The sequence below is a fragment of the Massilia genomosp. 1 genome, from assembly GCF_011682185.1.
GTDB lineage: Bacteria > Pseudomonadota > Gammaproteobacteria > Burkholderiales > Burkholderiaceae_D > Telluria_A > Telluria_A rubra.
The window spans coordinates 18,750-45,538 of sequence record NZ_WHJF01000041.1 but is presented as its reverse complement, the minus strand read 5'-3'; the positions used below and the strand labels follow the sequence as shown (position 1 = coordinate 45,538).

The window sequence follows — 26,789 nt, the reverse complement described above, 5'->3', positions numbered from 1 at the left end:
CAGAGCCATGAAAAAACTGATGATCGCCCTGTTCTGCGGCGCTGTATCCCTGAGCGCAAGCGCCGGCGGCAATATCGCCAATGGCGAAGCCCTGGCCAAGAAATACAACTGCGCGTCCTGCCACGGCGCCGACTACACCAAGCCGACCGACCCGAGCTACCCGAAGCTGGCCGGCCAGCACGCCGAATACCTGAAGCACGCTTTGACCGCCTACAAGCGCGGCGACGGCCCGAACGGCCGTAACAACGCCATCATGGGCGGCTTCGCCAAGCCATTGTCCGGCAAAGATGTCGAAGACCTGGCAGCCTACCTGCACAGCCTTCCTTCGGGACTGGTGCTGCAGCGCTAAGGGGTACGTACTCTCGGCACGCACCGGCAGCACCCCGGGCGCCTTCCACCTTCTCTTGATCGGGAAGGGGAGGGCGTTTTGTATTGGTCCCCCGCTTACGGAGCCGCGTTTGCCTGCCTTGTCGCCGCACTACCTCAAATCGAAGCTGCCCAGCGGCCTGACCGTGGCGCTGGCCATGGTGCCGGAGGCGACATGATCGAGGCGAACCTGGCCGAGGACCCGCGCTACCGTATCGCCGACGACAAGCTGGCCTGAGCGTCATGACGCAAAGCGCCCTCTCCGTACTCCTGCTGCTGGCGATGGGGCAGGGCATGTTCCTGGCAATCGCCTTGCTGGCGGCGCGCCAGGCCGAGCTGCGCGGGGCCAACCGCCTGCTGGCAGCGCTGCTGCTGGGGAGCGTGGCGGTCATCGGGCACGCCTGGCTCGGCATCAACCATCTATATACGACCTATCCGCACAGCGCCCTGGCGATTGCCACCATTGGTTTGCTGAGCGGGCCGCTGCTGTATTTATACCTGCGCAGCGCGCTGACCGAACGGCGCCTGGCCGCGCGCGACTGGCTCCACGGCGCGCCGTTTTTGCTGGCGACAGTGGCCATGCTGCCGTTTTACCTGCAAAGCGCCGCGGCCAAGCTGGCCTGGATGCAGCAGCGCCCGGTGCTGCCCTGGTATATCGGGCTGTCGGTGCTGGTCAAGACGGCGATGTTCGTCTGTTATGTCGTCGCCAGCTACCGCCTGATGCGCGGCGCCGCCGGCGGTCCGCTGGCCGGCGGCCTGGCGCGCCTGGCCAAGATCTGGGTGATCGGCGCCGCTGGCAGCGTGGCCGCCTTCGGCATCGAATTTTTCGACGTGGCGCTGCCGCTGTCGTCGGACGCGCTCGGCGCCATTGCGCTGGCCTGTTTTGTCTACGCCACCGCGTTCCTGGCGATTCGCCTGCCGCTCGGGTATCGCGCGCAGGCGCCGATACCTGCGCCATTGCCGGAACCGGTTCCGGCGCCGCGCTACGCCAACAAACGGCTGTCGGAAACGGACCGCGCCAGCTTTCTCGATGCATTGAAACGGTGCATGGAAGTCGACCAGGTGTATCGCAACGGCGAACTGACGCTCGACGAACTGGCCGCGCTGCTGGCCATGACCCCGCACGAACTGTCGCAGCTGATCAACGATGCCTGTGGCGTCAACTTGCAGGAATACCTGAACCGCTACCGGGTCGATGCGCTCAAAGTGGCTTTGCTGGCGCCCGGGGAGGCCAATGCCAGCATCCTCGAGCTGGCGCTGGCGTGTGGCTTTAATAGCAAGACCACCCTGAACCGCGCATTCAAGAAGCAGACCGGCCTGACCCCGTCCGAATTTCGCCGTGGCGGCTGCGGAACAGGTGCCGAATCATCATCCGGGACGACTCCTCCGGGCTAAATCGTGAAAATGGGTTCATTCGCCCCTTCACTTACCGTTACGGAGATTTGATGAAACCTACCCTGTTGCCGGCCTTTCTGGCCTCCCTGCTGCTGTGTACCCCGGCCATTGGCGCCGGCACGATCTGGATTTCGAACGTCAAGCTGGTCTCGCCCGAAAAGCTCGACCGCGTCGAAACGGGCGCTGTGCTGATCGAGGGCGGGCGCATCGCCCGGGTTGAGCGCGGCCCGTCCGGCCCCGCCCCGGCCGGCGCCAGCGTGGTCGATGGCAAAGGCTACTACCTCACCCCCGGCCTGATCGACTCGCACGTACACCTGCACGCCGTGCCGGGCATGAGCATGGAGCAGGGCGCGTCCGGCGACAGCCTGGCCCAGGCCTACTTCCGCCAGCTGCCGCGCTCGTTCCTGTATTACGGCTTTACCACCGTGATCGACCTGGCCGTGTCGGATTTCGGCGTGATCGAGCGCTTGCGCAAGGCGCCGCTGCATCCCGACGTATTCCATTGCGGCGAGCCGCTGGTGCTGGCCAACGGCTACCCGATGTCGTTCTACGCGCCCGATAAACGCTTCCAGGGCTTCGGGAACTACCTGTTCGATCCGGCCATGCCGACCTTGGTGCCGGAGCAGTTTGCGCCCTCGGCGCACACCGTGGCGGCGGGGGTGGCGCGGGTGGCCAAGGCCGGCGGCATCTGCGTGAAGACCCACTTCGAACGCGGTTTCGGGGCCGACCGCAACCTGCCGGTGATGAGCCCCGCCAAATTTGCCGAAGTGCGGGCCGCGACCACGCGGGCCGGCAAGGTGCTGGTCACGCACGCCAATTCGTTCGAAGCGCAGTCGTTCGCGGTGGCCGGGCGGGCGGACGTGCTGGCGCACGGCATGTGGCACTGGGGAGCGCTGAACGGCCGGCCCGGCCTGCCGCCGGAGATCAAGGCGCTGCTCGACAAGATCGTCGACCAGCGCACCGGCTACCAGCCGACCATGCAGGTGCTGTATGGCTTGCGCGCGTATGTGGAGCCGGGTTATCTGGACGATCCCGCCTTGCGCAAGGTGGTGCCGGCCTCGCTGCTGGCCTGGTTTTCAACGCCGCAAGGGCAATGGTTCAAGCCGGAAGTGACCGAAGGCGAAATTGACGCCGCCGTCATGCAGTCGATGGAAGGGCCGCTGCGGCGCCAGCGCGCGGTGGTGGCCTACCTGGCCGGGCGCGACGCCAACTTCGTGTTCGGGTCGGATACGCCGTCGTCGCCGACCTATGGCAATTTGCCGGGCTTGAATGGCTATCGCGAGATGCGGCAATTGCACGCGGCGGGCATGTCGCTGGCGCAGATTTTCAGGGCGGCGACCATCAACAATGCACGCACCTTCAAGCTCGATGGGGAACTGGGATCGATCGAAGTGGGCAAGGCGGCCAACCTGCTCTTGATGAAAACCTCGCCGCTGGAGGATGTGAGCGCGTATGACAGCGTGCTGACGGTGTGGGTACGGGGCGAGCAAACGGCGCGCGAGGCGCTGGCGGCGGATTATCGATAGCGCGAGCGGAGCGGATCAAGCGCAGCGCGCACGCACGCACTCGACGTACGCAACGCTGTCGGGCGGCACGCCGTTGCGCTGCGAAGTCCAGATCATCTGGCCCAGGCATTCCATGATTTCGTGATGGGCGTCATGCGCCCCCAGGCGCTGGGTCAGCGCATTGCAGGCCGCCCGGATTCCCGGCGGCTGGTCGATCGACACCTGCTCGGCGATCGACAGATGCATCGACAGGTGCAAGAACGGATTGGCCTGCCCGCCCTCGACCGAATAATCGCGCGCGAGCGCCGCTTCGGCGTCGGACAGCACGTCGGCATACTCGGGATGCTGGACGATCCAGTCGGCGGCGATGGCGTCCATCGGGCTGAGGATCTCGCCGCTGCGCTGCTTGCGGTAGGCTTCGCAGAAAAAACGGCGAACGTCGTCGGAGGAAGGGGTAAACATGATTGGCGGGGCGGGCAAATGGTTCAGGCCGCATTGTACCGCCATCGCCGCGCCGCCGTCGCTACGGCTAGTTCTTCCTCGGCTTGCAGGCGTCGCTGATGCTGTCCATGGTCTGGTGCGCCAGCGCCAGCTCGCCCGAGCTGCGCTGCAGCGACGCGATGTAGCCACCGGCCTGGCAGACGCGCGCCCGCTCCTGGGTGCTGCCGTCGCGGGCGGCGGCCATCAGCGCGGCGGCGTCGATCCGGCCCAGGTAGAAGGCGGCCACCGGCGCTGGCCAGCGCGTGTCGGTGGCCGCCGCCAGCTCGCGTCTGGCGGCCTCGCGCTCGCCGGCCTCGACCTGGGCCAGGAACAGCGCCAGGTCCAGCTCGATCTTGTCGGGCTTGCCGGCCAGGACGGCGCGCAGGCGCGTGACCGCCTCCTGCGGCTTGCCGGCTTCGCGCAGCAGGCGTGCCGTGAGCAGCAGCGCGGCCGGATGGTTGTGCGCGGCCGCCTTGTCGAGCCACGCACGGGCCTCGATCTGGTCTTTGGGCAGGCGCGCGCCATTGTAGTAGTCGCGCGCCAGGATGTACTGGGCGTCGGCGTTGCCGGCGTCGGCCTCCTTGCGCACCAGGGCCAGGTTGCCGCTGCCCGGCTTGGCGAACACCTCGCCGCCCAGGTAGCTCAGGTAAACGCGGCGCTGGCTGTTGACAAACAAGACCCGGTGCGCGCGCAGGAAGTCGGTGCCGAGGATGACATCGACCTGCCCGTACTCGCCATTGAGCGATTCGGCGATGGCGATATCGGCATTGCGCACCGTCTCGTCGCCGATGGTGAAGGTCTTGAAGACGGCGTTCCAGCGCGCCGCCCGGCCGCCGCCGGCGCCGACAAAGAAGCCGTTGCGCTTCACGTCCGCCATGTCGGTGGTGACGCCGGCGCGCCGCGCGGCGTTCTGGCTGATCGAGCTCACGCCCGCGCCGGTGTCGAGAATCGCCGAAAGGGTCACGCCGTTGACCCGCACCTCCACCTGCGGCGTGGCCGCCTTGCGGCTGGTGCCGCAGGAGGACGTGCAAGTCATCGGCACCATCATGGCCTGCGCATCCCAGTACGACAGCAGATTGTCGTCATTGCAGTTCTCGCTGCGGTGAAAGCGCAGCACCTTGTCGGCCAGCGCCACTTCGAGATCGGACTGCATCAGGAAGTCGGCGCCGACGATCGCGTCGTACCAGGGCGTGGTGCCCATCTCGCCGAGGACCGGCAGGGTGATCTTGCCGCCGCCGCCCGGGCCGACGGTGAAGTCGTCCAGGCTCGCCAGATAGAGCGCGCTGCTGCCGCCCGTTCCCGCCACTGTTCGCCCGCCGCCGGAGCGCAGCGCCAGTTTGCGGTTCTCGGCCCCGGTGCGGGTCAGCATGGTCATGAAGGCGCCGGTATCGAGCAGCATGAGCGCCGGCTTGCCGTTAATGGCGCCGTGTACGGACGGCTGCAGCGCCGCGCCGCGCAAGGTGATCGGCAGCGCTTGCTGCTGGACGAATGTGCAGGCGGGGGACGGCGCGGCAAAGCCGGTGGCGGGCGCCGCGACGCACAGCACGGACAGAAGCAGGGCGCAACAGGGGAGGCGGAAGATCGGCATGGCAGGGATTATACGCCCTAAAAATTGCCTGAAAAGCAACTACCCGGACGAAAAAACGGCGCCGTGAAGCGCCGTTTCGGGTTGCTTGCTAGTCCTTGCTCGGCACCAGCACCAGTTGCGGTTCCGGGGTACAGGGCTGTTCCGGAGAGGGCTGGCGCGGCGCGTGCGGCTGGCGCAGGTAGCGCGCCGTGTGGCGCCGTTCGTGCGTATGGCCGCCGTTGGCCGGCCAGGTCAGGAAACGCGACAACTCCTGCAAGGCACGCTGGTACACATCGCGCTTGAACTCGATGACCACATCGAGCGGCACCCAGTAATCGTGCCAGCGCCAGGCGTCGAACTCGGGATGGTCGGTCAGGCGCAGGTTGACGTCGTTATCGCGGGCACACATGCGCAGCAGGAACCAGATCTGCTTTTGCCCGCGGTAATGACCGCGAATCTCGCGCTTGATAAAATGGTCGGGTACTTCATAGCGCAGCCAGTCGCGGGTACGTCCCACAATCTTCACATGCTCCTGCCGCAGCCCTATTTCTTCCTCCAGTTCGCGATACATTGCCTGTTCCGGTGTCTCACCGTATTTAATGCCCCCTTGCGGGAACTGCCACGAGTGCTCGCGCACCCGCTTGCCCCACCACACCTCGTTATGGGCGTTTAGCAGGATGATGCCGACGTTGGGCCGGAACCCTTCACGATCGAGCATAGTGCACCTCGAAACTTTCTGCCAGCGCGCGCCTTCTTTACATATTTGCCCACAAATTCTGGTCCCCGCCCGGCTTTCGGGGTACGAAAACGGCAGGAACCGCGTCAAACGGGTCCATTTGTATAAGATTTGGACGCATCAGCCAGCTAATCCTTTAAAATTAGGTTGATTATAACCCTCTCTTTTTAAAAAGAATTCACCGATATGCGTGCCTCCCGTTTTTTTATTTCAACTTTAAAAGATGCACCTTCCGACGCTGAAATCGTCAGTCACCAGCTGATGATGCGCGCAGGAATGATCAAGCGCCTCGGCTCCGGTATCTATACCTACATGCCGACCGGCCTGCGCGTGATCCGCAAGGTCGAAGCGATTATCCGCGAGGAAATGAACAAGGCGGGAGGCATCGAACTGCTGATGCCGCTGGTGCAGCCAGCCGAGCTGTGGCAGGAAACCGGCCGCTGGGAAAAGATGGGGCCGGAACTGATGCGCGTGAAAGACCGCCACGGCCGCGAATACGCGATCCAGCCGACCTCGGAAGAAGTCATCACCGACGTGGTGCGCTCCGAGATCAAGTCCTACCGCCAGCTGCCGCTCAATTTTTATCACATCCAGACCAAGTTCCGCGACGAGCGCCGTCCGCGTTTCGGCTTGATGCGCGGCCGTGAATTCACCATGAAAGATGCGTACTCGTTCGACCGCGACGAAGCGAGCATGAAGGCCTCGTACAAGATCATGTACGACGCCTACACCGCCATTTTCAACCGCTTCGGTTTGACATTCCGCGCGGTGGCGGCCGACAACGGCGCCATCGGCGGCTCCGGCTCGCACGAATTCCACGTCATCGCCAGCACCGGCGAAGACGCCATCGTCTACTGCCCGACGTCCGACTACGCGGCCAACATGGAAGCGGCCGAAGCGCTGCCGCCGGCCGCCGCGCGCGCCGCCGCCACTGCGCCCCTGAGCAAGACCGCCACCCCTGGCGCGACCAAATGCGAGGCCGTGGCCGAGCTGCTCAAGCTGCCGTTGAACCAGACCGTCAAGACCATCGCCCTGACGGTCGAAAAAGAAGTCGCCGGCAAGCAGGTGCTGGAAAACTGGATGCTGCTGCTGCGCGGCGACCATGAAGTCAACGAGATCAAGGTCGGCAAGGTAGCCGGCCTGGCCGGGTACCGCTTCGCCACCGAAGCCGAGATCCTGGCCTGCTACGGCAGCATTCCCGGCTACCTCGGTCCGATCGGCACCAAGCAGCCGGTCACCATCGTGGCCGACCGCACGGTTGCCAACATGGCCGATTTCGTCTGCGGCGCCAATGAAGAAGGCTTCCACTACACGGGCGCCAACTGGGTGCGCGACCTGCCCGAAGGCTTGGTAGCCGACCTGCGCAACGTGGTCGAAGGCGACGCCTCGCCGGACGGCAAAGGCGTGCTGGCGATCGAACGCGGCATCGAAGTCGGTCACGTGTTCCAGCTCGGGACGTCCTACTCCGAGAGCATGAAAGCGACGTTCCTGGACGAAAACGGCAAGCCTGCGCCGCTGCAGATGGGTTGCTACGGGATTGGCGTCACCCGCATCCTGGGCGCGGCGATCGAGCAGAATGTCGACGACAAGGGCATCATCTGGCCGGCCGCGATCGCGCCGTTCGAAGTGGTGTTGTGCCCGATGGGGATGGACCGCAGCGAGATGGTCAAGACCGAAGTCGAAAGCCTGTACGCGGCGCTGCAAGCGGCCGGCGTGGACGTCATCGTCGACGACCGCGGCCTGCGTCCGGGCGCCATGTTCGCCGACTGGGAACTGATCGGCGTGCCGCACCGCGTGGTGATCGGCGAGCGTGGCCTGAAGGAAGGCAACCTCGAATACCAGGGCCGGCGCGACCTTGAGGCGACGGCCGTGCCGGTGGCCGGCATGGTCGAATTCATCAAAGGCAAATTGAGCCAGTGAGCGCTTCGGTCATGGTGAATGGACTGGCGCAGGCGGTGCTGGTGGCCGGCCTGCTCTGGTCCTGGGCCGCGTGGGCGGGCAACCAGAAAGAGGAGGCGATGGCCGACTCGGTGCGGGTAGCCTTGTCGAACGCGATCAAGGACACGCGTCCGCCGCAGCCGGTGTTTCGCGACGAGGCGGGGCGGGTGCGCTACCAGCAATGGCTCGCGACCATGTCGGACCGGCTCAAGCGCAAGCTGCCGGACGACCAGGTGCGGCTCGAATTCCTGCAATCGGTCTGGTACGAATCGAACCGTGCCGGGCTCGATACGGGCATGGTGCTGGGGCTGATCCAGGTCGAATCGGCGTACCGCAAGTACGCGGTATCGATGGTGGGCGCGCGCGGCTACATGCAAGTGATGCCGTTCTGGACCAACGCGATCGGCGACAGCGACCGCAGCAAGCTGTTCAATATGCAGACCAACCTGCGCTACGGCTGCTCGATCCTGCGCATGTACCTCGACATCGAAAACGGCAATCTGTACCTGGCGCTGGGCCGCTACAACGGCAGCCGCGGCAAGCCCGCCTACCCCAACGCGGTACTTGCCGCCTGGGAAAAGTGGAAATTTCCTACCTAAAAACTCAGACCCCGCCTACAACCGGGGTCAGAGCTTTAATCTGAAACTCATTGCCCGACTAGCGCATCGCAAAGATGCCAATTGAAACGAAAACCGTCTTTCTCCTTGGGGAATGGCGGTTTTGACATTTACGGCCGTCTATGTTCGCCTCAAACGTGCGCTTGCATGAAATCTTTCGAATTAAAGCTCTGACCCCGGTTGTAGGAAGTTGGAGGCCGGTTGTAGGCGGTTTAGCCGAAAGTTTCGAATCAGAGCTCAGACCCCGGTGCGGGACTAGACGATCAGCTAGCTATCAAATTTTGCAGGTGAGTAGCTGTTGAAGTCCGGCACCACGGCGGCGGCCGGGGGTGTAGACTGCCTTTTTTCTCAGAGCTCACGAAAATGCACATGCGATTGACTCTTCTTGCCGCAGCGTCCGCGCTGGCGGTCTTGTCGGGATGCGCCAGCGTCCAGCCGCCGTCCCAGGCCCTCTCCCACACCCACGCGCCAGCCCGAAATATCATCTTCTTCCTCGGCGATGGCATGGGCATCAATACCCTGACCGCTACCCGCATCTATGCCGTCGGCGAAGACGGCGAGCTGACCCTCGACACCCTGCCCGAATCGGCGTTCGTCAAGACGTTCTCGAACGATGCCCAGGTCACCGACAGCGCCGCGTCCATGTCGGCCTATATGACCGGGGTGAAGGTCAATAACAATGTGCTGTCGATGAGCACCGATACGCCGGCCAGCGCGCCCGCGCTGGACGCTTCCGGCAACAAGCTGGCCGGCCGCTGCGGCGCCGGGCGCCCGGTCGCCCCCCTGGCCGAACTGGCCAAGCAGCGCGGCATGTCGGTCGGCGTGGTCACCACCACCCGCGTTACCGACGCCACCCCCGGCGCGGTGTTCGCGCACGTGTGCCATCGCGCCATGGAGAACGATATCGCCGCCGCCCTCGTTCCCGGCGGCGCCGGCTACAACGCGGCCCTCGGCGCGCGCGGCCTCGATGTGCTGCTCGGCGGCGGCAGCGATTACTTCACCAGCACCGCCAAAGGCGGCAAGCGCAGCGACGGGCGCGACCTGCTGGCCGAACTGGCCGCGCAGGGCGTGCGCACGGTTTCCGACAGCGCCCAGTTGAACGCCGTCGATAGCAGCGCCGGCACCCCGCTGGTCGGCCTGTTCGCCCCGCACGACCTGAGTTTCGATTCGATGCGCGATGCGGCCAAACAGCCATCCCTGCCGCAGATGGCCGGCAAGGCCATCGGCATCCTGGCGAATAATCCGAAGGGGTTCTTGCTGGTGGTCGAGGGCGGCATGATCGACCTGGCGCTGCATAACTCGAACGCGCGCCGCGCCTTGCAGGAGACGGTCGTCTTCGACAATACCCTCAAGGCGGCCATCGCGCAGATGCGCTCGATCGATCCGGACTTGAAGAACACCCTGATCGTGGCCACCGCCGACCATGATCATTCGCTGCTCCTGAACGGTTATGCGCGCCGCACCGGCAAGACCACGCCGACCGAACCGGGCGTGCTGGGATTGATGCGCCGGGTCGATAACAACGAGATCAAGCTCGATGCCGATGGCGCGCCGTTTACCATCATCGGCTTCGGCAATGGCGAGCACCGGGTGCAGGGCAGCCGCGGCGCGGTCCCGCACCTGACCAGCGCCCAGGTCAGCGCCGACGACTACCGCCAGGAGGCGGTGGTGCGCACCGAGCCCGGTTACGAGACGCACAGCGGCACCGATGTGTACCTGGGGGCGATCGGCGCGGGCGCCGCGCGCTTCGGCGGCACCATCGACAACACCCGCGTGTTTGAACTGATCAAGGCGGCCGCCGGCTGGTAAGCCGCGCCCCGTTGTCACCATAATGAGAGTCACCATGACGCCTTCCCGCTTTCCCTTGCTCCTGCTGGCCGCCGCGTGCGCGCTGGCGCCATCCCTGGCCGGCGCGGCTCCCCAGCCTGTCGCCAAGAACATCATCTTCTTCCTCGGCGACGGCATGGGCCCGACCACCATCACCGCCGCGCGCATCGATCGCTACAAGGAGGAGGGCTTGCTCCACTTCGAGCGCATGCCGCATTCGGCGCGCATCAAGACCTATTCGAACGATGCCCAGACCACCGACAGCGCACCGTCGATGGGTGCTTACATGACCGGCATCAAGATCAATAACGATGTGATCTCGATGGCCGACGCCAAGCCGTTCGCCCCGCGCAAGGACGCCAACGGCAACGCCAGCATCGACGCTTGCCCGGCCGGGAACGGGCGTGCGGCGGCCACCATCCTCGAACTGGCCAAGGCGGCCGGCAAGTCGGTGGGCTCGATCACGACCACGGAGCTGACCCACGCCACCCCGGCATCGACTTTTTCGCACGTGTGCGAGCGCGACATGGCGTACCAGATCGCCGCCCAGGTGGTGCCGGGCGGCGCCGGCTTCAATCCGGCCCTGAAAGACGGCGTCGATGTGCTGATGGGCGGCGGGCGCAATCACTTCACGCCGTTCGACCCGGCGCGCAACCGGCTGGGCCGGGCCGACGGGCGCGACCTGATGGCTGAACTGGCGGCGCAGGGCTACACGGTGGCGGCGAATGCGGATCAGATGCAGGCTGCGCCAGGCGGTAAGAAATTCGTCGGCATCTACAGCGACGTGAGCCACCTCGATTACGCGCTGGCGCGGCGCGCCGGCCAGCCGCCGCTGGCGCAGATGACGGCCAAGGCGATCGATCTGCTGGCGCCCAATCCGAAGGGCTTTTTCCTGATGGTCGAAGGCGGCAAGATCGACCATGCGCTGCACGATACCAATATCAAGAACGCGCTGGCCGAAACGGTCGATTTCGACGACGCCATCAAGACCGCGCTCGACAAGATGGAGGCGCTCGATCCTGGCTTGCGCAATACGCTGCTGGTGGTCACGGCGGACCATGATCACACGATCGTGATGAACGGCTACGCCAAGCGCGGCAACCCGATCCTCGACCTGGTGCGCAATGTCGACGATGGCGCGCCGGCGCGCGACGCCGATGGCAAGACCTTTACCACCTTGGTGTTCGGCAATGGCCCGAACCGCCCGCATCAACGGCTTGACGTCGATAGCGCCACGGCGCTGGGCGACGCCTATCACCAGGAGACCGGGGTGCGCCTCAAGGGCGAGACTCATGGCGGCGGCGATGTGAAGCTGTTCGCCACCGGCGCCGGGGCGGGCGTGTTCAAGGGGACCATGGAAAACACCAAGGTGTTCCACCTGATGAAGGCGGCTTTCGGTTTCTGAGGTGTTGACCTGACCCGCAAACAAAAAGCCCCGTTCGCGAGAACGGGGCTTTTTGTAATCCGGCTTGGACAGGCGAACTGTTTTTATTTCAGATGGTCGGAAATGAGTTTGGTCATTTCGAACATCGATACCTGCGCTTTGCCGCCGAAGACTGCTTTGAGCTTGTCGTCAGCATTGATCATGCGGCGGTTGGCCGCGTCTTGCAGATCGAGCTTCTTGATATAGTCCCAGACTTTCTTGGTCACTTCGGTGCGCGGCAGCGGCGTTGCGCCAACCACGGCTGCCAGGACGGCGGACGGAGTCATCGCCTTCATGAAGGCGGCGTTCGGCTTGCGTGGGGCTGCTGCCGGTTTTTTTGCGGCTGCTGCTTTTGGTGCTGCCGCAGCTTTTGCTGGAGCGGCTTTCTTCGCTGCTGCTGGCTTTGCCGCTGCGGCTGGCTTAGCTGCGGCGGCCTTTTTTGCTGGCGCTGCTGCTGGGGTTTTTTTGGCTGTTGCCATCTTCAAGCCTCCTTAACGAACACATGGGAAATTGCGCAATTCATCGCACGGCTTATATTGGTGGGGATTTACCGATGACGCAAGTGTTTTTCAAGAATTTTTCGGCGTTTTCATAGGGAAAAGGCAGAACGATGGCCCGAGAAGGCCGATTTTGCTGGATCGGGAAGAATAACCGTGGAACCGTCGCCCCCGCGCAGGCGGGGGGCCAAGTTCTTCGCTGAGCAGCCAACTTGGGCCCCCACCGGCGCGGGGGCGACGGTTTGACGCTCTGGGGCCGGCGCGAACAGTCCTGGATGCAGATTGCTTAGCGCATCCCGCCCGGCATCATGCCCTTCATCGAGCGCATCATTTTCATCATGCCGCCGCCTTTGAATTTCTTCATCATGGCTTGCATCTGGTCGTATTGCGCCAGCATGCGGTTTACTTCCTGCACCTGCACGCCGGCGCCGGCGGCGATGCGGCGCTTGCGCGTGGCCTTGATCAGTTCCGGCTTGGCGCGCTCGGCCGGTGTCATCGAATCGATGATGCCGACCATGCGCCGCACCTGCTTGTCGGCCTGGTCCATGTTGGCGCCGCCGGCCGCTTGCTGGAACTGCGCCGGCAATTTGTCGATCAGGCTCGACATGCCGCCCATCTTCTTCATCTGGCCCAGTTGCGACTTGAAGTCGTTCATGTCGAAGCGGCCGCCCACCTTGATCTTGTTGGCCAGGTCGGCCGCGGCCTTGCTGTCGACGCCCTTGCGCGCTTCTTCCACCAGCGCCAGGATGTCGCCCATGCCCAAGATACGGTTGGCCATGCGCTGGGCGTCGAAGGCTTCCAGGCCATCGAGTTTTTCGGACACGCCGGCAAACTTGATCGGTTTGCCGGTAATGTGACGCACCGACAGCGCCGCGCCGCCGCGCGAGTCGCCATCGAGCTTGGTGAGCACGATGCCGGTCAGCGGCAGCGCGTCGTTAAAGGCCTTGGCGGTGTTGATCGCATCTTGCCCCAGCATGGCGTCGACCACGAACAGGGTTTCGATCGGGTTGACCGCCGCGTGTACGGCCGAGATCTCCTGCATCATCGCTTCGTCGATGCCCAAACGGCCGGCGGTGTCGATGATCAGCACGTCGTGGTAGTGCTTCCTGGCCCAGTCGAGCGCGGCCAGGGCGATGTCGACCGGCTTGTCGGTGGCGGCGGACGGGAAGAAGTCGGCGCCGACCTGCTTGGTCACCGATTCGAGCTGGGCGATCGCGGCCGGACGGTAGACGTCGGCCGAGACGGTCAGGACCTTCTTCTTTTTTTCTTCCTTGAGGTACTTGGCCAGTTTGCCGACGGTGGTGGTTTTACCCACACCCTGCAAACCGGCCATCAGGATGATCGCCGGCGGCTGCTGGGCAAAGCTCAGCTGCGACGCTTCGGGACCGAGGTCGGCCCCCATCAGCGCGCCCAGCTCGCGCTGGACCACGCCGACCAGGGCCTGGCCCGGGCTGAGCGAGGCCAGTACTTCTTCGCCGAGGGCTTTTTCCTTGACCCGGCTGATGAACTCGCGCACGGCGGGCAGCGCCACGTCGGCTTCGAGCAGGGCCAGGCGCACTTCGCGCAGCATCTCGGCGGTATTCGATTCGGTCAGACGCGCCTCACCGCGCATGGTCTTGACGACCTTGGCAAGGCGTTGGGTTAAGTTATCTAGCATGGCAGACCTGACTAATATATAGGGCGATGCCGGCACGCGCCGGTTGTGGCGTCATTTTACCCTATGTCCGAAGGAAAAATGACCGGCGCCGGGCTGGTCTTCGGAAGCTTGCGCACACAGCTTGCGCCCGTCGCGGGACGCATGGCGCGCGCGCCGCTGGCGACCGACCGGGTGCGCACCGACCTGCCCGAGGCGGCCAAGAAAAGCGCGGGCGTGAAATAGATGTCCAGCGTCGGCGTCCAACGCCGGCACCCAACGTCCGCCCCCAACGACGAGCGACGCATGGCCGCCATCGATTCCGACGCCGTCCCCGCCGGCACGCGCCGATAGTGTAAACTTGCAGGATGCAGACTTACTTACTTATCGCAGCGGCGCTGCTGTACGCCGTGTGTACCCTTCTTCCCTCGCCCCGGGGTTCGCTCATTTCCGCCGTCACGGCCGTGGCCTGGCTGCTGCATGGCGCCGCCCTGTGGCTCGACATGATGGCGCCCGGCAGCGTGCGGATCGGCTTCGCGCTGATGATGTCGGCCGCGCTGTGGATCTCGGTGGCGGCCTACTGGATCGAAAACCGCAATTTCGCGCTCGACGGCCTGCGCCGCCTGGTGATGCCGTGCGCCGCCGCCGCCGCGCTGCTGCCGGCCGTGTTCCCGGGCAGCGTGCTGCTGCTCGAAGGGCGCGCGCCGGCCTTCGGCTGGCATATCGCGGTCGCCATCCTGGCCTACAGCACCTTGACCATCGCCGCCTTCCACGCGGTCCTGATGGCGCTGCAGGAAACGCGCTTGCATGCGCGCAACCCGCAAGCCGGCTGGCTGGCCAGCGCGCTCGACCAGCTGCCGGCCTTGCTGACCATGGAAAAATTGCTGTTCCGCCTGATCTGGATCGGTTTCGTGCTGCTCAGCCTGACCGTGCTGTCGGGGATCGTGTTCTCGGAACAGTTGTTCGGCACCGTGCTCAAGTGGGATCACAAGAGCGTCTTTGCGTTGCTGTCGTGGTTCCTGTTCGCCGCGCTGCTGGCCGGGCGGCGCTGGCGCGGCTGGCGCGGCAAGACCGCGCTGCGCTTTACCCTGGCCGGTTTCGCCACCTTGGTGCTGGCCTATGTCGGCAGCCGTTTCGTTCTTGAAGTAATTTTGCACCGGGGCCTGGCATGATGCGCATTCTGTTCTGGATCGGCTTGATCGTGCTGGTCATCGCGGCCATTCGCAGCAAGATTCGCGGCAAGCTGCGCGAGATGACGCCGCCGCCCGGGCATCCCGGCTACCCCGGCGCCGGGCCGCAGGCGGCGCCGACGCGCGAACTGGGCGCCACCGTCGAGTGTGCGCACTGCCATGTGTATTTCCCGGAGTCGGAAGCGGTCACGGCCAACGGTCGCGCCTACTGCAGCCCCGAGCACGTCAACCTGCCGCCGGCCTGAGCGATGTCGTTCTGGAGCGGCTTGTCGGCCGAGTCGCGCGAAACATTCTGGCGCTCGCTGCAGGCGCTCTCCGCCACCCGCATCGTCATTTCGCTGGTGCTGCTGGCCTACCTGATGTTCGACCGCCGCGATGTGCCGACCGCCGGCCACTATCTGTATACCGAAACCTGCATCGCCTACCTGGTCATGGCCGGCGCCTTTGCGCTGGCCTGCCTGTACGTGCGCACCCGCTTCCTGGCGCAGGTGGTGGTGCAGATCGCGGTCGACATCGCGGTCATCTCGGTGCTGTACCTGGCCGGCCAGGAGGGCCGCGGCAGCCTGGTGATCCTGTACCTGTTCCCGCTGGCCGGGGCCGCGATCCTGGTGCCGCGCGTGCTGGCCCTGTTTTCGGCCGCGCTGGTCACCATGTTCCTGCTGCTCGACTCGGTGTACCAGATGTTCATGGGCACGAACGGCATGCCGGTCACCCAGGCCGGCCTGTACGGCGGCGCCTTCTTCGCCATCGTGATGGTGGTCAGCCGCCTCGCCGCCAAGCTGATCCGGCAGGAAGAACTGGCCGCGCGCCACGGCGCCGATCTCCAGATCCAGCTGGCGATCAACCAGATCGTCATCGCCGACGTCGCCGACGGCATTCTCGTGGTCGACCGCGACGGCCACATCTTTGCCGGCAACCCGGCCGCCCAGCAGATGCTGGGGCTGGCCAACGGCGACAGCGGTTTTGCCCTGTCCGAGGTGGCGGCGCTGGAGCCGGTCGCGTTTGCGTTTTCCGAGTGGCAGCAGCAAGTCGGGCCGGCCAGCCCGAGCGGGGCGCCGCGCGCCGCCTTTGTGACGGTCAAGCCGTATCGCGACAGCGGCGGCGGCAACGCCGGCACGGCCGCCTGGAGCGGGCGGCGCGACCTGGCGGCCCACCTCAAGCTGCGCTTTGCCCGCGTCGACACGGTCGAGGAGGCCGCCGAGCGCTGCGTGATCTTCCTGCAGGATGTCACCGCCATCGAAAACCAGGCCCAGGAACTGAAACTGGCCTCGATGGGACGGCTCACCGCCAGCATCGCCCACGAGGTGCGTAATCCGCTCTCGGCCATCGGCCATGCCACCGCGCTGCTGGCCGAAGACTTGCACGAGCCGGGCCAGGCGCGCCTGCTCAAGATCGTCGGCGACAATGTGGCGCGCGTGAACCGCATGGTGGAAGACATACTCCAACTGTCGCGCAAGGTCCAGCCGAATGGCGAGCCGTTGTTGCTCGGCCCGTTTTTGAATGAGTTGAAGACCGAATTTGATGAAACCCAAGGGGTCGCCAATGATATAGTGTGGCTAGGCAATACCGGCGCCGTGCCGGTGCGTTTCGACGCGCTGCACCTGCGCGAAGTGGTGATCAACCTGCTGACCAATGCGCTGCGCTACGCCAGTGGCGGGGTGGGCAGTATCCGGGTGTACGTCGTCACCGATACGGCCGGCGGCATGGAGCTGCACGTGCAGGACGACGGTCCCGGCATCACGCCGGACGTGCGGGCGCACCTGTTCGAGCCGTTTTATACGACCTCGAGCAAGGGGACCGGGCTGGGGCTGTATTTGGCGCGCGAGCTGTGCCTGAACAACGCGGCGATGCTCGATTACGAATACCGCTTCGATGCCAGCGGCGCCGGCGTGCGGGCGGCCAGCGGCCGCTTTGTGATTTCGTTCGCGCAGCCGCTGGGCGCGCGCGGCGCTACTGCTAACAGAAAGGCAACAACATGACATCACCCCGCGTACTGGTCGTCGATGACGAGGCCGATTTACGCGAACTGCTGGAAATCACGCTGGTCAGGATGGGGCTCGATGTGGACAGCGCCGAAACGCTGCGCGAGGCGCGCGCCTTCCTGGCGCAGAACGATTACGCCCTGATCCTGACCGACATGCGCCTGCCCGACGGCCTGGGCCTGGAACTGGTGCAGGAAGTGGGCGCCTCCAACAAGTCGACCCCGATCGCGGTCGTCACCGCTTACGGCAGCGCCGAAAACGCGGTGGTGGCGCTCAAGGCGGGCGCCTTCGATTACGTGTCCAAGCCGGTGGTGCTGGACGACTTGCGGGTGATGGTGCAGTCGGCCTTGCGTCTGTCGGCGCCGTCCGGCCAGGCCGGCAGCCCGGCGGCGGCCGGCACCGCCTCGCGCCTGATCGGCGAATCGGCCGTGATGCAGTCGCTGCGTAACCAGATCGAGCGGCTGGCGCGTTCGATGGCGCCGATCGCCATTACCGGCGAGTCGGGCAGCGGCAAGGAACTGGTGGCGCGCGAAATCCACGCGCGCAGCTCGCGCGCGGGTAAACCTTTTATCGCCGTCAACTGCGGCGCGATTCCCGAAGCGCTGATGGAAGCGGAGTTTTTCGGCTACCGCAAGGGCGCGTTTACCGGCGCGGCCGACGAGCGCGACGGGTTTTTCCATGCGGCCAACGGCGGCACCCTGATGCTCGACGAAGTGGCCGACCTGCCGCTGGCGATGCAGGTCAAGCTGCTGCGCGCGATCCAGGAGCGGCGCGTGCGCAAGATCGGGGCCACCAGCGAGGAGCCGGTCGACGTGCGCATCATCAGCGCCACGCACCAGAACCTGGCCCAGTGCGTCGAGACCGGCAAATTCCGGCAAGATCTGTTTTACCGCTTGAATGTGATCGAACTGAGCGTGCCGCCGCTGCGCGAGCGGCTCGACGACCTGGGCGTGCTGGTCGGCGCCATGCTGGCGCGCCTGGCGGGCGCGGGGCAGCCGGCCGCGCTCGGGCCGCAGGTGCTCGACACCTTGCGCACGTATTCGTTTCCGGGCAATGTGCGCGAACTGGAAAATGTGCTGGAACGGGCGCTGGCGTTTGCCAATGACGGCGTGATCGAGGTGGGCGACTTGTCGCTCAAGGGCGCGCGGGTGGCCGAGGCGCCGCCGCTGGCCGAGGCGCCGCCGGCTCCGGTGGCGGCGCCCGCCGCGGCGGCGCCGGTCAGCCCTGGCGTCCCGGCCGAGCTGCCCAGCAGCCTGCCCGATTACCTGGAACAGGTCGAGCGCGAGATTATCTTGCGCGCGCTGACCCAGACCCAGTTCAACCGCACCCAGGCGGCCATGCTGCTCGGGATCAGTTTCCGGCAGCTGCGCTACCAGATGCAGAAGCTCGATATCCAGGAGCCGGAGGGGTAGGGCGGCTCGCCACGGTTGCGTGTACTTTCTTCGATACACTTTAAGCCGTCTCCCCCGGCCTCGGCGCCCCCTTGGCGGGGGGCAAGTTGGTCTTCACCGTGGAACCGAACAAACTTGGGTTCCCGCCTTCGCGGGAACGACAATCAACGCCCGCTCCCCCCACGGTTTATAATGCTGCCCTGCGCCGCGAAAACGGCAAGCGTGCGGCCGTGCGTCTGCCGCAAAAAATGGCAGCCGTTAGTACCTGCTAACCGGGCAGTCCTTCCTGCGGCCTGACTCAAAAAAGTCAAGCGAAGCACAGGAAAATATTGCTACTTAATTCTATTGCCACTCCCGGAGTGAGGTACTACAATTAGTCCCAGAATCGAGCAATCGACTAGATATAGTGGTTTTTAGCGCTCCGCCACTGATTGGTCGGCCCCTTAATACAGTACGGCACGCAGCACGGCAAGTCTAGTTCTTAACGCACTCAACCCACCATCGCGCGTCACGGCGCCGGCCTCGGATTCCAGGCCGGCGGGGTAGTTTTTTGTTTTTACATTTGTTGGGGACGGTTGATCGACGCCGTCCACTTGATAACAACCGGCGGCAGACCAAAGCCCGCCGCTCCAGGAGGTCCCACATGCAAACATCCCAAGATTCTTCGATTAACCAATTGCACGTCACACCTGGAGCTGCCGCTCCGGCCGCGGCCACCAGCGCCGCCGCTGTCGCCTCCCGCGGCGACTATCGCATCATCCGCCGCAACGGCGCCGTCGTCGCATTTGAACCATCGAAGATCTCGATCGCCGTCACCAAGGCCTTTTTGGCCGTGAACGGCGGCCAGAGCGCCGGTTCGGCGCGCGTGCGCGAACTGGTCGAGCAACTGACCGAGAACGTCGTCTCCGCCCTGATCCGGCGCCAGCCATCGGGCGGCACCTTCCATATCGAAGACGTGCAAGACCAGGTCGAACTGTCGCTGATGCGTTCGGGCGAGCACGACGTGGCGCGTGCCTACGTGCTGTACCGCGCCAAGCACATGGAAGAGCGCCGCCTGCAGAAGGAGGCGCAAGGCGGTTCGGCCGACGTGGCCGCCCCGCAAATCCACGTGCTTGAAAACGGCCAGCGCCGCCTGCTCGACATGAACCAGGTGCGCGACCTGATCGCCGCCGCCTGCGTCGGCCTGGAAAAACACGTCGACGCCGACGCCATCCTGGCCGAAACGGTCAAGAACCTGTACGACGGCGTGCCGGTCGAAGAGCTGCACAAGTCCGCCATCCTGGCTGCGCGCGCGCTGATGGAAAAGGACCCGGCTTACTCGCAGGTGACCGCCCGCATCCTGCTGCACACCATCCGCAAGGAAGTGTTCTGCGAAGAAGTGCCGCAAGCCCAGGCGGCGGCGCACTATATCGAGTACTTCCCGAAATACATCGCCAAGGGCATCGACAACGAGCTGCTGGACCCGGTCCTGGCCACTTTCGACCTGGCCAAGCTGGCCCGTGCGCTGGTCGCCGACCGTGACTTGCAGTTCGGTTACATCGGCCTGCAAACCCTGTACGACCGCTACTTCCTGCACGTGCGCGACGTGCGCATCGAAATGCCGCAGGCGTTCTACATGCGGGTCGCCATGGGCCTGTCGCTGCGCGAAGAAAACCGCGAAGCGCGCGCCGTCGAGTTCTACAACCTGCTGTCCTCGTTCGACTTCATGAGCTCGACCCCGACCCTGTTCAACTCCGGCACCCTGCGCTCGCAACTGTCGTCGTGCTACCTGACCACCGTCTCGGACGACCTGGAAGGCATCTACGACGCGATCAAGGAAAACGCGCTGCTGGCCAAGTTCGCCGGCGGCCTGGGTAACGACTGGACCCCGGTGCGCGCCCTGGGCGCCCACATCAAGGGCACCAACGGCAAGTCGCAAGGCGTGGTGCCGTTCCTGAAAGTGGTCAACGACACCGCCGTGGCGGTCAACCAGGGCGGCAAGCGCAAGGGCGCGGTGTGCGCCTACCTGGAAACCTGGCACATGGACGTGGAAGAATTCCTCGACCTGCGCAAGAACACCGGCGACGACCGCCGCCGCACCCACGACATGAACACGGCCAACTGGATTCCCGACCTGTTCATGAAGCGCGTGATGGAAAAGGGCGACTGGACCCTGTTCTCGCCATCCGAGACGCCCGACCTGCACGACAAGGTCGGCAAGGCCTTCGAACTGGCGTACACCGGCTACGAAGCGAAAGCGGCCGCCGGCGAGATCCGCGTATTCAAGAAGATCGCCGCGCTCGACCTGTGGCGCAAGATGCTCTCGATGCTGTTCGAAACCGGCCACCCATGGATCACGTTCAAGGACCCATGCAACATCCGTTCGCCACAGCAACATGTGGGCGTGGTCCACAGCTCGAACCTGTGCACCGAGATCACCCTGAACACCAACGAGTCCGAAATCGCGGTCTGCAACCTGGGTTCCGTGAACTTGCCGGCGCACATGAAAGAAGGCAAGCTCGATCCGGTCAAGCTGCAGAAAACGGTGCGCACCGCGATGCGCATGCTCGATAACGTCATCGATATCAATTACTACGCCGTCGAAAAAGCCCGTAATTCGAACATGCGCCACCGTCCGGTGGGCATGGGGATCATGGGCTTCCAGGATTGCCTGCACATGATGCGGGTGCCGTATTCGTCGAACGCGGCCGTGGAATTTGCCGATTCCTCGATGGAAGCGGTGTGCTACTACGCCTACCTGGCCTCGACCGAGCTGGCCGAAGAGCGCGGCCGCTACGAGTCGTACAGCGGCTCGCTGTGGGACCGTGGCATCCTGCCGCAGGATTCGGTCAAGCTGTTGCTTGATGAGCGCGGCGGCTACCTGGAAGTGGACATGTCCTCGGCCATGGACTGGACCTTGGTGCGCGAGCGCATCAAGCAGTTCGGCATGCGCAACTCGAATTGCGTGGCGATCGCCCCGACCGCGACCATTTCGAACATCATCGGCGTGTCGGCCTGTATCGAACCGACCTTCCAGAACCTGTACGTGAAGTCGAACCTGTCCGGCGAATTTACCGAGATTAACTCGTACCTGGTGCGCGACCTCAAGGCGCGCGACCTGTGGGATGAAGTCATGATCGCCGACCTGAAGTACTTCGATGGCTCGCTGGCCAAGATCGACCGCATCCCGCAAGACTTGCGCGACATCTACGCCACCGCGTTCGAAGTCTCGCCGAGCTGGCTGGTGGAAGCGGCCTCGCGTCGCCAGAAGTGGATCGACCAGGCCCAGTCGCTGAACATCTACATGGCTGGTGCGTCCGGCAAGAAGCTCGATGAAACCTACAAGCTGGCCTGGCTGCGCGGCCTGAAAACCACGTACTACCTGCGCACCATCGCGGCGACCCACATGGAAAAGTCGACTTCCAAGACCGGCGCGCTGAACGCGGTGGCGGTGGACGGCGGCATGTCGGCCCACGCCATGGGTGCGGCGGCCGATACGGCGGCGGCGGCGGCTGCCGCGGCGACGGCGGCATCGGTGGCCGCCGCGGCGGCCGAGGAAGAGGGCGCGGCGTGCTACCTGCGTCCGGGCGACGATGGCTTCGAGGAATGCGAAGCCTGCCAGTAAGCCTTGAAAATCCGCTGATATACCAAGAGGAGCGCTGCGGCGCTCCGGCAAGACCGAATTGAACACAGACGAAAAGAGGAATCACCATGTTGTCCTGGGACGATGAAACAGCCAGCGCGCCAGCCGCGCGCCCCGTGGCGCCAAGCGCCGTAGCGGGTACCGAACCCGTAGCAGACGCCGCATTGGTCGCCAAGCGCGTCCACGCCGACGACAAGCGCATCATCAACGGCAAGACCGATGTGAACCAGCTAGTCCCGTTCAAGTACAAATGGGCGTGGGACAAATACCTGGCCGGTTGCGCCAATCACTGGATGCCGCAAGAGGTCAACATGCAGCGCGACATCGAGTTGTGGAAAAATCCCAACGGCCTGACCGACGACGAGCGCCGCCTGGTAAAACGCAACCTGGGCTTCTTCGTGACCGCCGATTCGCTGGCCGCGAACAACATCGTGCTCGGCACCTACCGCCACATCACGGCGCCGGAATGCCGCCAGTACCTGCTGCGCCAGGCATTCGAGGAAGCCATCCACACCCACGCCTACCAGTACATCGTCGAGTCGCTGGGCCTCGATGAAGGCGAGATCTTCAACGCCTACAACGAAGTCAAGTCGATCCGCGACAAGGATGAATTCCTGATTCCGTTCATCAACACGCTGACCGATCCGGCTTTCACCACCGGCACCGTGGAAAACGACCAGAAGCTGCTCAAGTCGCTGATCGTGTTCGCCTGCCTGATGGAAGGGCTGTTCTTCTACGTCGGCTTCACCCAGATCCTGGCGCTGGGCCGCCAGAACAAGATGATGGGCGCGGCCGAGCAGTACCAGTACATCCTGCGCGACGAGTCGATGCACTGCAATTTCGGGATCGACCTGATCAACACGATCAAGATGGAAAACCCGCTGCTGTGGACCCCTGCCTTCCGCGAAGAGATCAAGGTGCTGTTCCTGCAAGCGGTCGACCTGGAGTACGCCTACGCCGAAGACACCATGCCGCGCGGCGTGCTGGGCCTGAACGCGACCATGTTCAAGGGTTACCTGCGCTTCATCGCCAACCGTCGCGCCCAGCAGATCGGCTTGGACGCGCTGTTCGCGCACGAGGAAAACCCGTTCCCGTGGATGAGCGAGATGATCGACTTGAAGAAGGAACGCAACTTCTTCGAGACGCGCGTGACCGAGTACCAAACCGGCGGCGCGCTGAACTGGGAGTAACAGCGGGAACGCGGCGCACGCCGCCAGGCGGCCAGACTGCCGTCCCCTCAGCCTCTCAAGACTTGCCGGCCTTGTACACGCCGCAGGCGAAGTACACGTCGTCGACCCGCTCGATATAGGTGCTCTTCGATTCCAGCGCGCCGCTCTTGGCGTTGGGCCACTTGTACTCGACCCAGCCCTTGCCGTCCTTGGCGGCCACTTCACGGAAGCGGCGCGTGAAATACACGCCGTCGACGTCGCGCAGCTCGCCCAGTTCCTTGCCGACCAGCTTGGCGTTGGCGCCGTGCGCCGTCACCGGTCCCGGCGCGACGGGCGCGACGAACAGATACAAGTCCTTGCTTTCAAACATGCCGGTCTTGCCGTTGATCTCGGCGGCGGTCTTGTCCATGCCGTTTACCTTGTAATAGGCGATCGCCTTTTTCACGAGGGCCACCGCTTCCTCGCTGGTGCCGCGTTCGGCCGCTGGCGCCGCTCCCGCCGCCGCCATCAGCGTCGCCATGCCGGCGATGGCGAGCCACTTGACTAGTTTGTTCATCGACCTTCCTCCGTCTTGTGATGGTCGCCACGCGGCGCCTGAAACGATGCTATGCCAGCGTCGGCCGCAGCACAAGCGCGCATCGCGATACGCGCCGTGGCGCGCCACGGCGCGCGCCAAATGGTTTACATCAAGAGAGAAAGCGAGTGCGCACGCGCAGCCATCGCGTGTGCGTTTGCGCGAATACGTCTCGCAGTAGCAACGAACAGCGTGTGCCGCGCGCGTCGCGGCGCGCCTGCCGCATGCGCGCGCGTGCGCCGCCGCGCAGCGCGCGCTGGTGCGCGCCGCATGTCGCCGGCCTCCTCGGCGCGAAGCGCGCCGGCGCCGCCGCGCATCGCATATCGCCTTTAGGTACGGCATGTCTGCGTTGCGCGCTGGCGCGCCAGCGCAGCCACCGGGCCGCATCGACAGTCGCTGCCGCGCGCAGCGGCGCGCCGGCGCGCGGCATGATCATGCGCAGACGCGTGCATCACGCGAAAAAAAAGTCAAACAAATGCTGTGTGCCAGTTGCGCACTGACAAGGTTTTCGTGTACTTTACGTGATTGAATTTGTCAAAACGTGAACGTGACGATGCAAGCCGCGCGCGACGACAAAATCATCGATCAAAATGGGACGCTGATTCAAACAGATATGCGCTTAAACTTCTGCAAAAGACAAAGCCGCACTGCCTGATCCGGTTCAGGCATGGCGGCTTTTTCTTTTACGGTTGTGGGCTCTTGATGCGGACAGCGAACCATGAACACCGTATCCGTCGTCTCTGTTTTCAGAAACGACTATAGCTGAAGCGCTGCAAACTTGAGGAGTTGCAGCAGTTCAGCTGGTGCCGAATTCATTAGCATAAACACCGAACACGTTTGTGCCGATGAATAATTCGCCTGACCTCCAGTTACGGGTCGGACGGGTTTTACATCTTGTAGCGTGATTTTTTCCCATCGCAGATGAAGGAGAACCCAAATGGCAACAGCCGCTAAGAAACCCGCAGTAAAGAAACCAGTCGCGAAAGCCACTGCCGAGAAACCAGCGAAGAAAGTCGCCGCGAAAGCGGTCGCCGCGAAAGCGGTCGCAGCCAAGCCAGCCGCGAAAGCCGCAGCGAAACCTGCAGCCAAGCCGGCAGCGAAAAAGGTTGCAGCCAAAGCCGCAGCCAAGCCAGCAGCTAAAAAAGCCGCAGCCAAGCCAGCAGCGAAGCCAGTAGCGAAAAAAGCCGTGGCAAAAACCGCCGCCAAGCCAGCAGCGAAGGCAGCAGCCAAGTCGGCCGCCAAGCCGGTAGCGAAGAAAGCAGCAGCCAAGTCGGCCGCCAAGCCAGTCGCTAAAAAAGCGGCAGCCAAGCCAGTCGCCAAAAAAGCGGCAGCCAAACCAGCAGCAAGCAAGGCAGCAGCCAAGCCGGCAGCCAAGGCAAAAGCCACGGCCAAGCCAGTAGCGAAAAAGGCAGCAGCCAAGCCAGCAGCGAAAAAGGCCGTAGCGAAATCGTCGGCCAAGCCAGCAGCCAAGTCGGCAGCGAAGCCAGCGGCCAAGCCGGTAGCGAAGAAAGCCGCCGCCAAACCTGTCGCCAAGAAAGCAGCAGCAAAGCCAGCAGCCACCAAAGCCGCAGCCAAGCCAGCCGCCAAAAAAGCAGCAGCGACGTCGACCGCCAAGAAACCAGCAGTAACTAAAGCAGCAGCAAAGCCAGCAGCGAAAGCAGCAGCAAAGCCAGCAGCAAAAAAGGTGGCGGCTAAGCCAGCAGCAAAAAAGCCGGTTAAGGCTGCGGCAACGCCAGCAGCCAAGCCAGCGGCAGCGCCAGCGGCAATTCCTGCCGTGCCAGCAGCCAAGCCGGTCGTAAAGAAAGCAGCAGCGCCTAAGAAGGCAGCTGTGCCGAAAGTCGACGCAGCATCGAAGCCAGCGGCAGCCCCTGCACCAGCAGCGGCCGCACCGGCTCCGGTGCCAGCGGCGAAAACTGTGTTGGCTCCGGCAGCAGCATGGCCTTTCCCGACCAGCAGCCGTCCGTAACAGGTTGTAGGGCCTGGATCAGGCAAAATACCGCTGTGTGACTTGATTCACACAGCGGTTTTTTTTTAAGGAGAGCACGTGTACAGTATTGTTCAGTTGATCGTCGACACCATCGCCACCATCCTTGGTGGGGTCCTGTTACTCCGGTTCTGGATGCAGGCGATCCGCGTGCGTCCGCCGCCGCAGATCGGGCAATTTATCTTTACCCTGACCGATTGGATGGTGCTGCCGATGCGGCGCGTCATTCCTGGTGTGGGCGGCTATGACTGGGCCAGCCTGGTCGGCGCTTTCCTGGTGGTCGCGCTGGCGACGTCGGTGATCCTGTTTTTTGGCGCCTCGTTCGAGCTGGTGGCCATCATGTCCCTGTACACCTTCCTGACCTGGATACTGTACGGCTTCATGGGGACGCTGTTGATCGAGGTGGTGCTGAGCTGGGTCAACCCGCAGGCGCCGATGGCGCCCTTCGTCCAGGCCCTCAACGACCCGCTGCTGCGCCCCTTGCGCAAGGTGGTGCCGCCGATCGGCGGGATCGACCTGTCGGTGATGGTGGCGTTGATCCTGATCAAGATCGTGCATCTGTTGGTGCAGATGCTGTTCGGGCTGCGATGAGCCGTGCCTGGTGCTCGGCACTGCCGGGCGGGCTGCGGCTGGCGCTGCAGATCACGCCGAACGCCAGGAAGACCGAGGTGATCGGCGTGCATGACGACGCGCTCAAGCTCAAGTTGCAGGCGCAGCCGATCGAAGGCAAGGCCAACGAGGCCTTGATCAAATACTTATCGGGAGAATTGGGCGTGCCGAAAAGCGCGCTCACGATCACGCACGGCCTGAGCAACAAGCGCAAGCTGATCGACGTGGTGTCAAGCAGCCTGACGCCCGAGCAAGTCGCGCAGATCCTGTTGAAATGAAGCCAG

At 64.2% G+C, this 26,789-nt stretch carries 24 protein-coding genes; 17 read left to right on the top strand and 7 right to left on the bottom strand.

Annotated elements, in window-relative coordinates; translation table 11 throughout:
• Positions 1–7: 7 nt before the first annotated feature.
• The 3 genes from F1735_RS16730 (at position 8) to F1735_RS16720 (ending at position 3,287) form a co-directional block, all read left to right on the top strand.
• Entirely contained in the window at positions 8–349 is a 342-nt protein-coding gene (locus F1735_RS16730; protein WP_167237983.1) for a c-type cytochrome, read from the top strand.
• Positions 350–609: 260 nt separating this feature from the next.
• Complete coding sequence (locus F1735_RS16725; RefSeq protein ID WP_167237982.1) at positions 610–1,761, top strand: helix-turn-helix domain-containing protein; 1,152 nt, start codon at positions 610–612, stop codon at positions 1,759–1,761.
• A 50-nt stretch (positions 1,762–1,811) separates the two neighbouring features.
• A complete protein-coding gene (locus F1735_RS16720; protein ID WP_167237981.1) occupies positions 1,812–3,287 on the top strand; it encodes an amidohydrolase family protein in 1,476 nt (491 codons plus the stop codon).
• Positions 3,288–3,302: 15 nt separating this feature from the next.
• Here the strand turns inward: F1735_RS16720 and F1735_RS16715 are convergent, their stop codons facing one another.
• The 3 genes from F1735_RS16715 to F1735_RS16705 all read right to left on the bottom strand — a co-directional run bounded on the left by F1735_RS16715 (position 3,303) and on the right by F1735_RS16705 (position 6,031).
• Positions 3,303–3,728: a DUF1841 family protein gene (locus F1735_RS16715; RefSeq protein WP_166871871.1), complete on the bottom strand. Its 426-nt coding sequence runs from the start codon at positions 3,726–3,728 to the stop codon at positions 3,303–3,305.
• Between the two features lie 67 nt (positions 3,729–3,795).
• A complete protein-coding gene (locus tag F1735_RS16710) occupies positions 3,796–5,334 on the bottom strand; it encodes a retropepsin-like aspartic protease (protein WP_167237980.1) in 1,539 nt (512 codons plus the stop codon).
• Between the two features lie 88 nt (positions 5,335–5,422).
• A complete protein-coding gene (locus F1735_RS16705; RefSeq protein WP_166887230.1) occupies positions 5,423–6,031 on the bottom strand; it encodes an RNA pyrophosphohydrolase in 609 nt (202 codons plus the stop codon).
• A gap of 204 nt (positions 6,032–6,235) precedes the next feature.
• Between F1735_RS16705 and F1735_RS16700 the strand changes: the two genes are divergently transcribed.
• The 4 genes from F1735_RS16700 to F1735_RS16685 all read left to right on the top strand — a co-directional run bounded on the left by F1735_RS16700 (position 6,236) and on the right by F1735_RS16685 (position 11,836).
• Complete coding sequence (locus F1735_RS16700; protein WP_167237979.1) at positions 6,236–7,969, top strand: proline--tRNA ligase; 1,734 nt, start codon at positions 6,236–6,238, stop codon at positions 7,967–7,969.
• Positions 7,970–7,980: 11 nt separating this feature from the next.
• Complete coding sequence (locus F1735_RS16695) at positions 7,981–8,586, top strand: lytic transglycosylase domain-containing protein (protein WP_167237992.1); 606 nt, start codon at positions 7,981–7,983, stop codon at positions 8,584–8,586.
• 387 nt (positions 8,587–8,973) lie between these two features.
• Positions 8,974–10,413: an alkaline phosphatase gene (locus tag F1735_RS16690; protein ID WP_167237978.1), complete on the top strand. Its 1,440-nt coding sequence runs from the start codon at positions 8,974–8,976 to the stop codon at positions 10,411–10,413.
• 34 nt (positions 10,414–10,447) lie between these two features.
• Positions 10,448–11,836: an alkaline phosphatase gene (locus tag F1735_RS16685; protein ID WP_167237977.1), complete on the top strand. Its 1,389-nt coding sequence runs from the start codon at positions 10,448–10,450 to the stop codon at positions 11,834–11,836.
• 83 nt (positions 11,837–11,919) lie between these two features.
• Here the strand turns inward: F1735_RS16685 and F1735_RS16680 are convergent, their stop codons facing one another.
• Positions 11,920–12,333 carry an SWIB/MDM2 domain-containing protein gene (locus F1735_RS16680; protein WP_099875175.1) on the bottom strand — a complete coding sequence of 138 codons (414 nt, stop codon included), beginning with the start codon at positions 12,331–12,333 and terminating at the stop codon, positions 11,920–11,922.
• Positions 12,334–12,637: 304 nt separating this feature from the next.
• Positions 12,638–14,008 (bottom strand): signal recognition particle protein, encoded by a 1,371-nt coding sequence (ffh, locus tag F1735_RS16675; protein WP_166887218.1) that lies wholly within the window; start codon positions 14,006–14,008, stop codon positions 12,638–12,640.
• A 63-nt stretch (positions 14,009–14,071) separates the two neighbouring features.
• Here ffh and F1735_RS16670 point away from each other — a divergent pair, with 63 nt between their 5' ends.
• The 7 genes from F1735_RS16670 (at position 14,072) to F1735_RS16640 (ending at position 23,359) form a co-directional block, all read left to right on the top strand.
• Complete coding sequence (locus tag F1735_RS16670; protein ID WP_167237950.1) at positions 14,072–14,230, top strand: hypothetical protein; 159 nt, start codon at positions 14,072–14,074, stop codon at positions 14,228–14,230.
• A gap of 122 nt (positions 14,231–14,352) precedes the next feature.
• Positions 14,353–15,156, top strand: a complete 804-nt coding sequence (locus F1735_RS16665) for a cytochrome C assembly family protein (protein ID WP_167237976.1) — start codon at positions 14,353–14,355, stop codon at positions 15,154–15,156.
• Entirely contained in the window at positions 15,153–15,419 is a 267-nt protein-coding gene (locus F1735_RS16660) for a PP0621 family protein (protein WP_167237975.1), read from the top strand. The genes F1735_RS16665 and F1735_RS16660 overlap by 4 nt, the downstream gene beginning before the upstream one ends.
• A gap of 3 nt (positions 15,420–15,422) precedes the next feature.
• Positions 15,423–17,153 (top strand): sensor histidine kinase, encoded by a 1,731-nt coding sequence (locus F1735_RS16655; protein ID WP_167237974.1) that lies wholly within the window; start codon positions 15,423–15,425, stop codon positions 17,151–17,153.
• Positions 17,150–18,568, top strand: coding sequence for a sigma-54-dependent transcriptional regulator (locus F1735_RS16650; RefSeq protein WP_167237973.1), 1,419 nt, complete (start codon positions 17,150–17,152; stop codon positions 18,566–18,568). The genes F1735_RS16655 and F1735_RS16650 overlap by 4 nt, the downstream gene beginning before the upstream one ends.
• A gap of 622 nt (positions 18,569–19,190) precedes the next feature.
• A complete protein-coding gene (locus tag F1735_RS16645; protein ID WP_167237972.1) occupies positions 19,191–22,151 on the top strand; it encodes a ribonucleoside-diphosphate reductase subunit alpha in 2,961 nt (986 codons plus the stop codon).
• A gap of 86 nt (positions 22,152–22,237) precedes the next feature.
• The gene (locus F1735_RS16640) at positions 22,238–23,359 is read left to right on the top strand and encodes a ribonucleotide-diphosphate reductase subunit beta (RefSeq protein ID WP_167237971.1); all 1,122 of its coding nucleotides are present in this window, start codon (positions 22,238–22,240) and stop codon (positions 23,357–23,359) included.
• Between the two features lie 55 nt (positions 23,360–23,414).
• On the opposite strand, the gene F1735_RS16635 is transcribed toward F1735_RS16640, so the two are convergent.
• Entirely contained in the window at positions 23,415–23,894 is a 480-nt protein-coding gene (locus tag F1735_RS16635; RefSeq protein ID WP_167237970.1) for a cache domain-containing protein, read from the bottom strand.
• A 130-nt stretch (positions 23,895–24,024) separates the two neighbouring features.
• On the bottom strand, positions 24,025–24,348 hold the full coding sequence (locus tag F1735_RS16630) for a hypothetical protein (RefSeq protein WP_167237969.1): 324 nt from the start codon (positions 24,346–24,348) through the stop codon (positions 24,025–24,027).
• A 501-nt stretch (positions 24,349–24,849) separates the two neighbouring features.
• Between F1735_RS16630 and F1735_RS16625 the strand changes: the two genes are divergently transcribed.
• The 3 genes from F1735_RS16625 (at position 24,850) to F1735_RS16615 (ending at position 26,783) form a co-directional block, all read left to right on the top strand.
• Positions 24,850–25,878: a transcriptional regulator gene (locus F1735_RS16625; protein ID WP_167237968.1), complete on the top strand. Its 1,029-nt coding sequence runs from the start codon at positions 24,850–24,852 to the stop codon at positions 25,876–25,878.
• Between the two features lie 78 nt (positions 25,879–25,956).
• Positions 25,957–26,487, top strand: coding sequence for a YggT family protein (locus F1735_RS16620; protein ID WP_373888537.1), 531 nt, complete (start codon positions 25,957–25,959; stop codon positions 26,485–26,487).
• Positions 26,484–26,783, top strand: coding sequence for a DUF167 domain-containing protein (locus F1735_RS16615; RefSeq protein ID WP_167237967.1), 300 nt, complete (start codon positions 26,484–26,486; stop codon positions 26,781–26,783). The genes F1735_RS16620 and F1735_RS16615 overlap by 4 nt, the downstream gene beginning before the upstream one ends.
• Positions 26,784–26,789 lie beyond the last annotated feature (6 nt).

Excerpts from the sequence above, each read along its gene's own strand:
- F1735_RS16615 (WP_167237967.1), top strand. The coding sequence starts at position 26,484 with ATGAGCCGTGCCTGGTGCTCGGCACTGCCGGGCGGGCTGCGGCTGGCG.
- F1735_RS16730 (WP_167237983.1), top strand. The coding sequence starts at position 8 with ATGAAAAAACTGATGATCGCCCTGTTCTGCGGCGCTGTATCCCTGAGC.
- F1735_RS16645 (WP_167237972.1), top strand. The coding sequence starts at position 19,191 with ATGCAAACATCCCAAGATTCTTCGATTAACCAATTGCACGTCACACCT.
- F1735_RS16665 (WP_167237976.1), top strand. The coding sequence starts at position 14,353 with ATGCAGACTTACTTACTTATCGCAGCGGCGCTGCTGTACGCCGTGTGT.
- F1735_RS16720 (WP_167237981.1), top strand. The coding sequence starts at position 1,812 with ATGAAACCTACCCTGTTGCCGGCCTTTCTGGCCTCCCTGCTGCTGTGT.
- F1735_RS16710 (WP_167237980.1), bottom strand. The coding sequence starts at position 5,334 with ATGCCGATCTTCCGCCTCCCCTGTTGCGCCCTGCTTCTGTCCGTGCTG.
- F1735_RS16680 (WP_099875175.1), bottom strand. The coding sequence starts at position 12,333 with ATGGCAACAGCCAAAAAAACCCCAGCAGCAGCGCCAGCAAAAAAGGCC.
- F1735_RS16625 (WP_167237968.1), top strand. The coding sequence starts at position 24,850 with ATGGCAACAGCCGCTAAGAAACCCGCAGTAAAGAAACCAGTCGCGAAA.
- F1735_RS16660 (WP_167237975.1), top strand. The coding sequence starts at position 15,153 with ATGATGCGCATTCTGTTCTGGATCGGCTTGATCGTGCTGGTCATCGCG.
- F1735_RS16700 (WP_167237979.1), top strand. The coding sequence starts at position 6,236 with ATGCGTGCCTCCCGTTTTTTTATTTCAACTTTAAAAGATGCACCTTCC.
- ffh (WP_166887218.1), bottom strand. The coding sequence starts at position 14,008 with ATGCTAGATAACTTAACCCAACGCCTTGCCAAGGTCGTCAAGACCATG.
- F1735_RS16655 (WP_167237974.1), top strand. The coding sequence starts at position 15,423 with ATGTCGTTCTGGAGCGGCTTGTCGGCCGAGTCGCGCGAAACATTCTGG.
- F1735_RS16635 (WP_167237970.1), bottom strand. The coding sequence starts at position 23,894 with ATGAACAAACTAGTCAAGTGGCTCGCCATCGCCGGCATGGCGACGCTG.
- F1735_RS16725 (WP_167237982.1), top strand. The coding sequence starts at position 610 with ATGACGCAAAGCGCCCTCTCCGTACTCCTGCTGCTGGCGATGGGGCAG.
- F1735_RS16695 (WP_167237992.1), top strand. The coding sequence starts at position 7,981 with ATGGTGAATGGACTGGCGCAGGCGGTGCTGGTGGCCGGCCTGCTCTGG.
- F1735_RS16650 (WP_167237973.1), top strand. The coding sequence starts at position 17,150 with ATGACATCACCCCGCGTACTGGTCGTCGATGACGAGGCCGATTTACGC.
- F1735_RS16705 (WP_166887230.1), bottom strand. The coding sequence starts at position 6,031 with ATGCTCGATCGTGAAGGGTTCCGGCCCAACGTCGGCATCATCCTGCTA.
- F1735_RS16690 (WP_167237978.1), top strand. The coding sequence starts at position 8,974 with ATGCGATTGACTCTTCTTGCCGCAGCGTCCGCGCTGGCGGTCTTGTCG.
- F1735_RS16640 (WP_167237971.1), top strand. The coding sequence starts at position 22,238 with ATGTTGTCCTGGGACGATGAAACAGCCAGCGCGCCAGCCGCGCGCCCC.
- F1735_RS16715 (WP_166871871.1), bottom strand. The coding sequence starts at position 3,728 with ATGTTTACCCCTTCCTCCGACGACGTTCGCCGTTTTTTCTGCGAAGCC.
- F1735_RS16670 (WP_167237950.1), top strand. The coding sequence starts at position 14,072 with ATGTCCGAAGGAAAAATGACCGGCGCCGGGCTGGTCTTCGGAAGCTTG.
- F1735_RS16630 (WP_167237969.1), bottom strand. The coding sequence starts at position 24,348 with ATGATCATGCCGCGCGCCGGCGCGCCGCTGCGCGCGGCAGCGACTGTC.
- F1735_RS16685 (WP_167237977.1), top strand. The coding sequence starts at position 10,448 with ATGACGCCTTCCCGCTTTCCCTTGCTCCTGCTGGCCGCCGCGTGCGCG.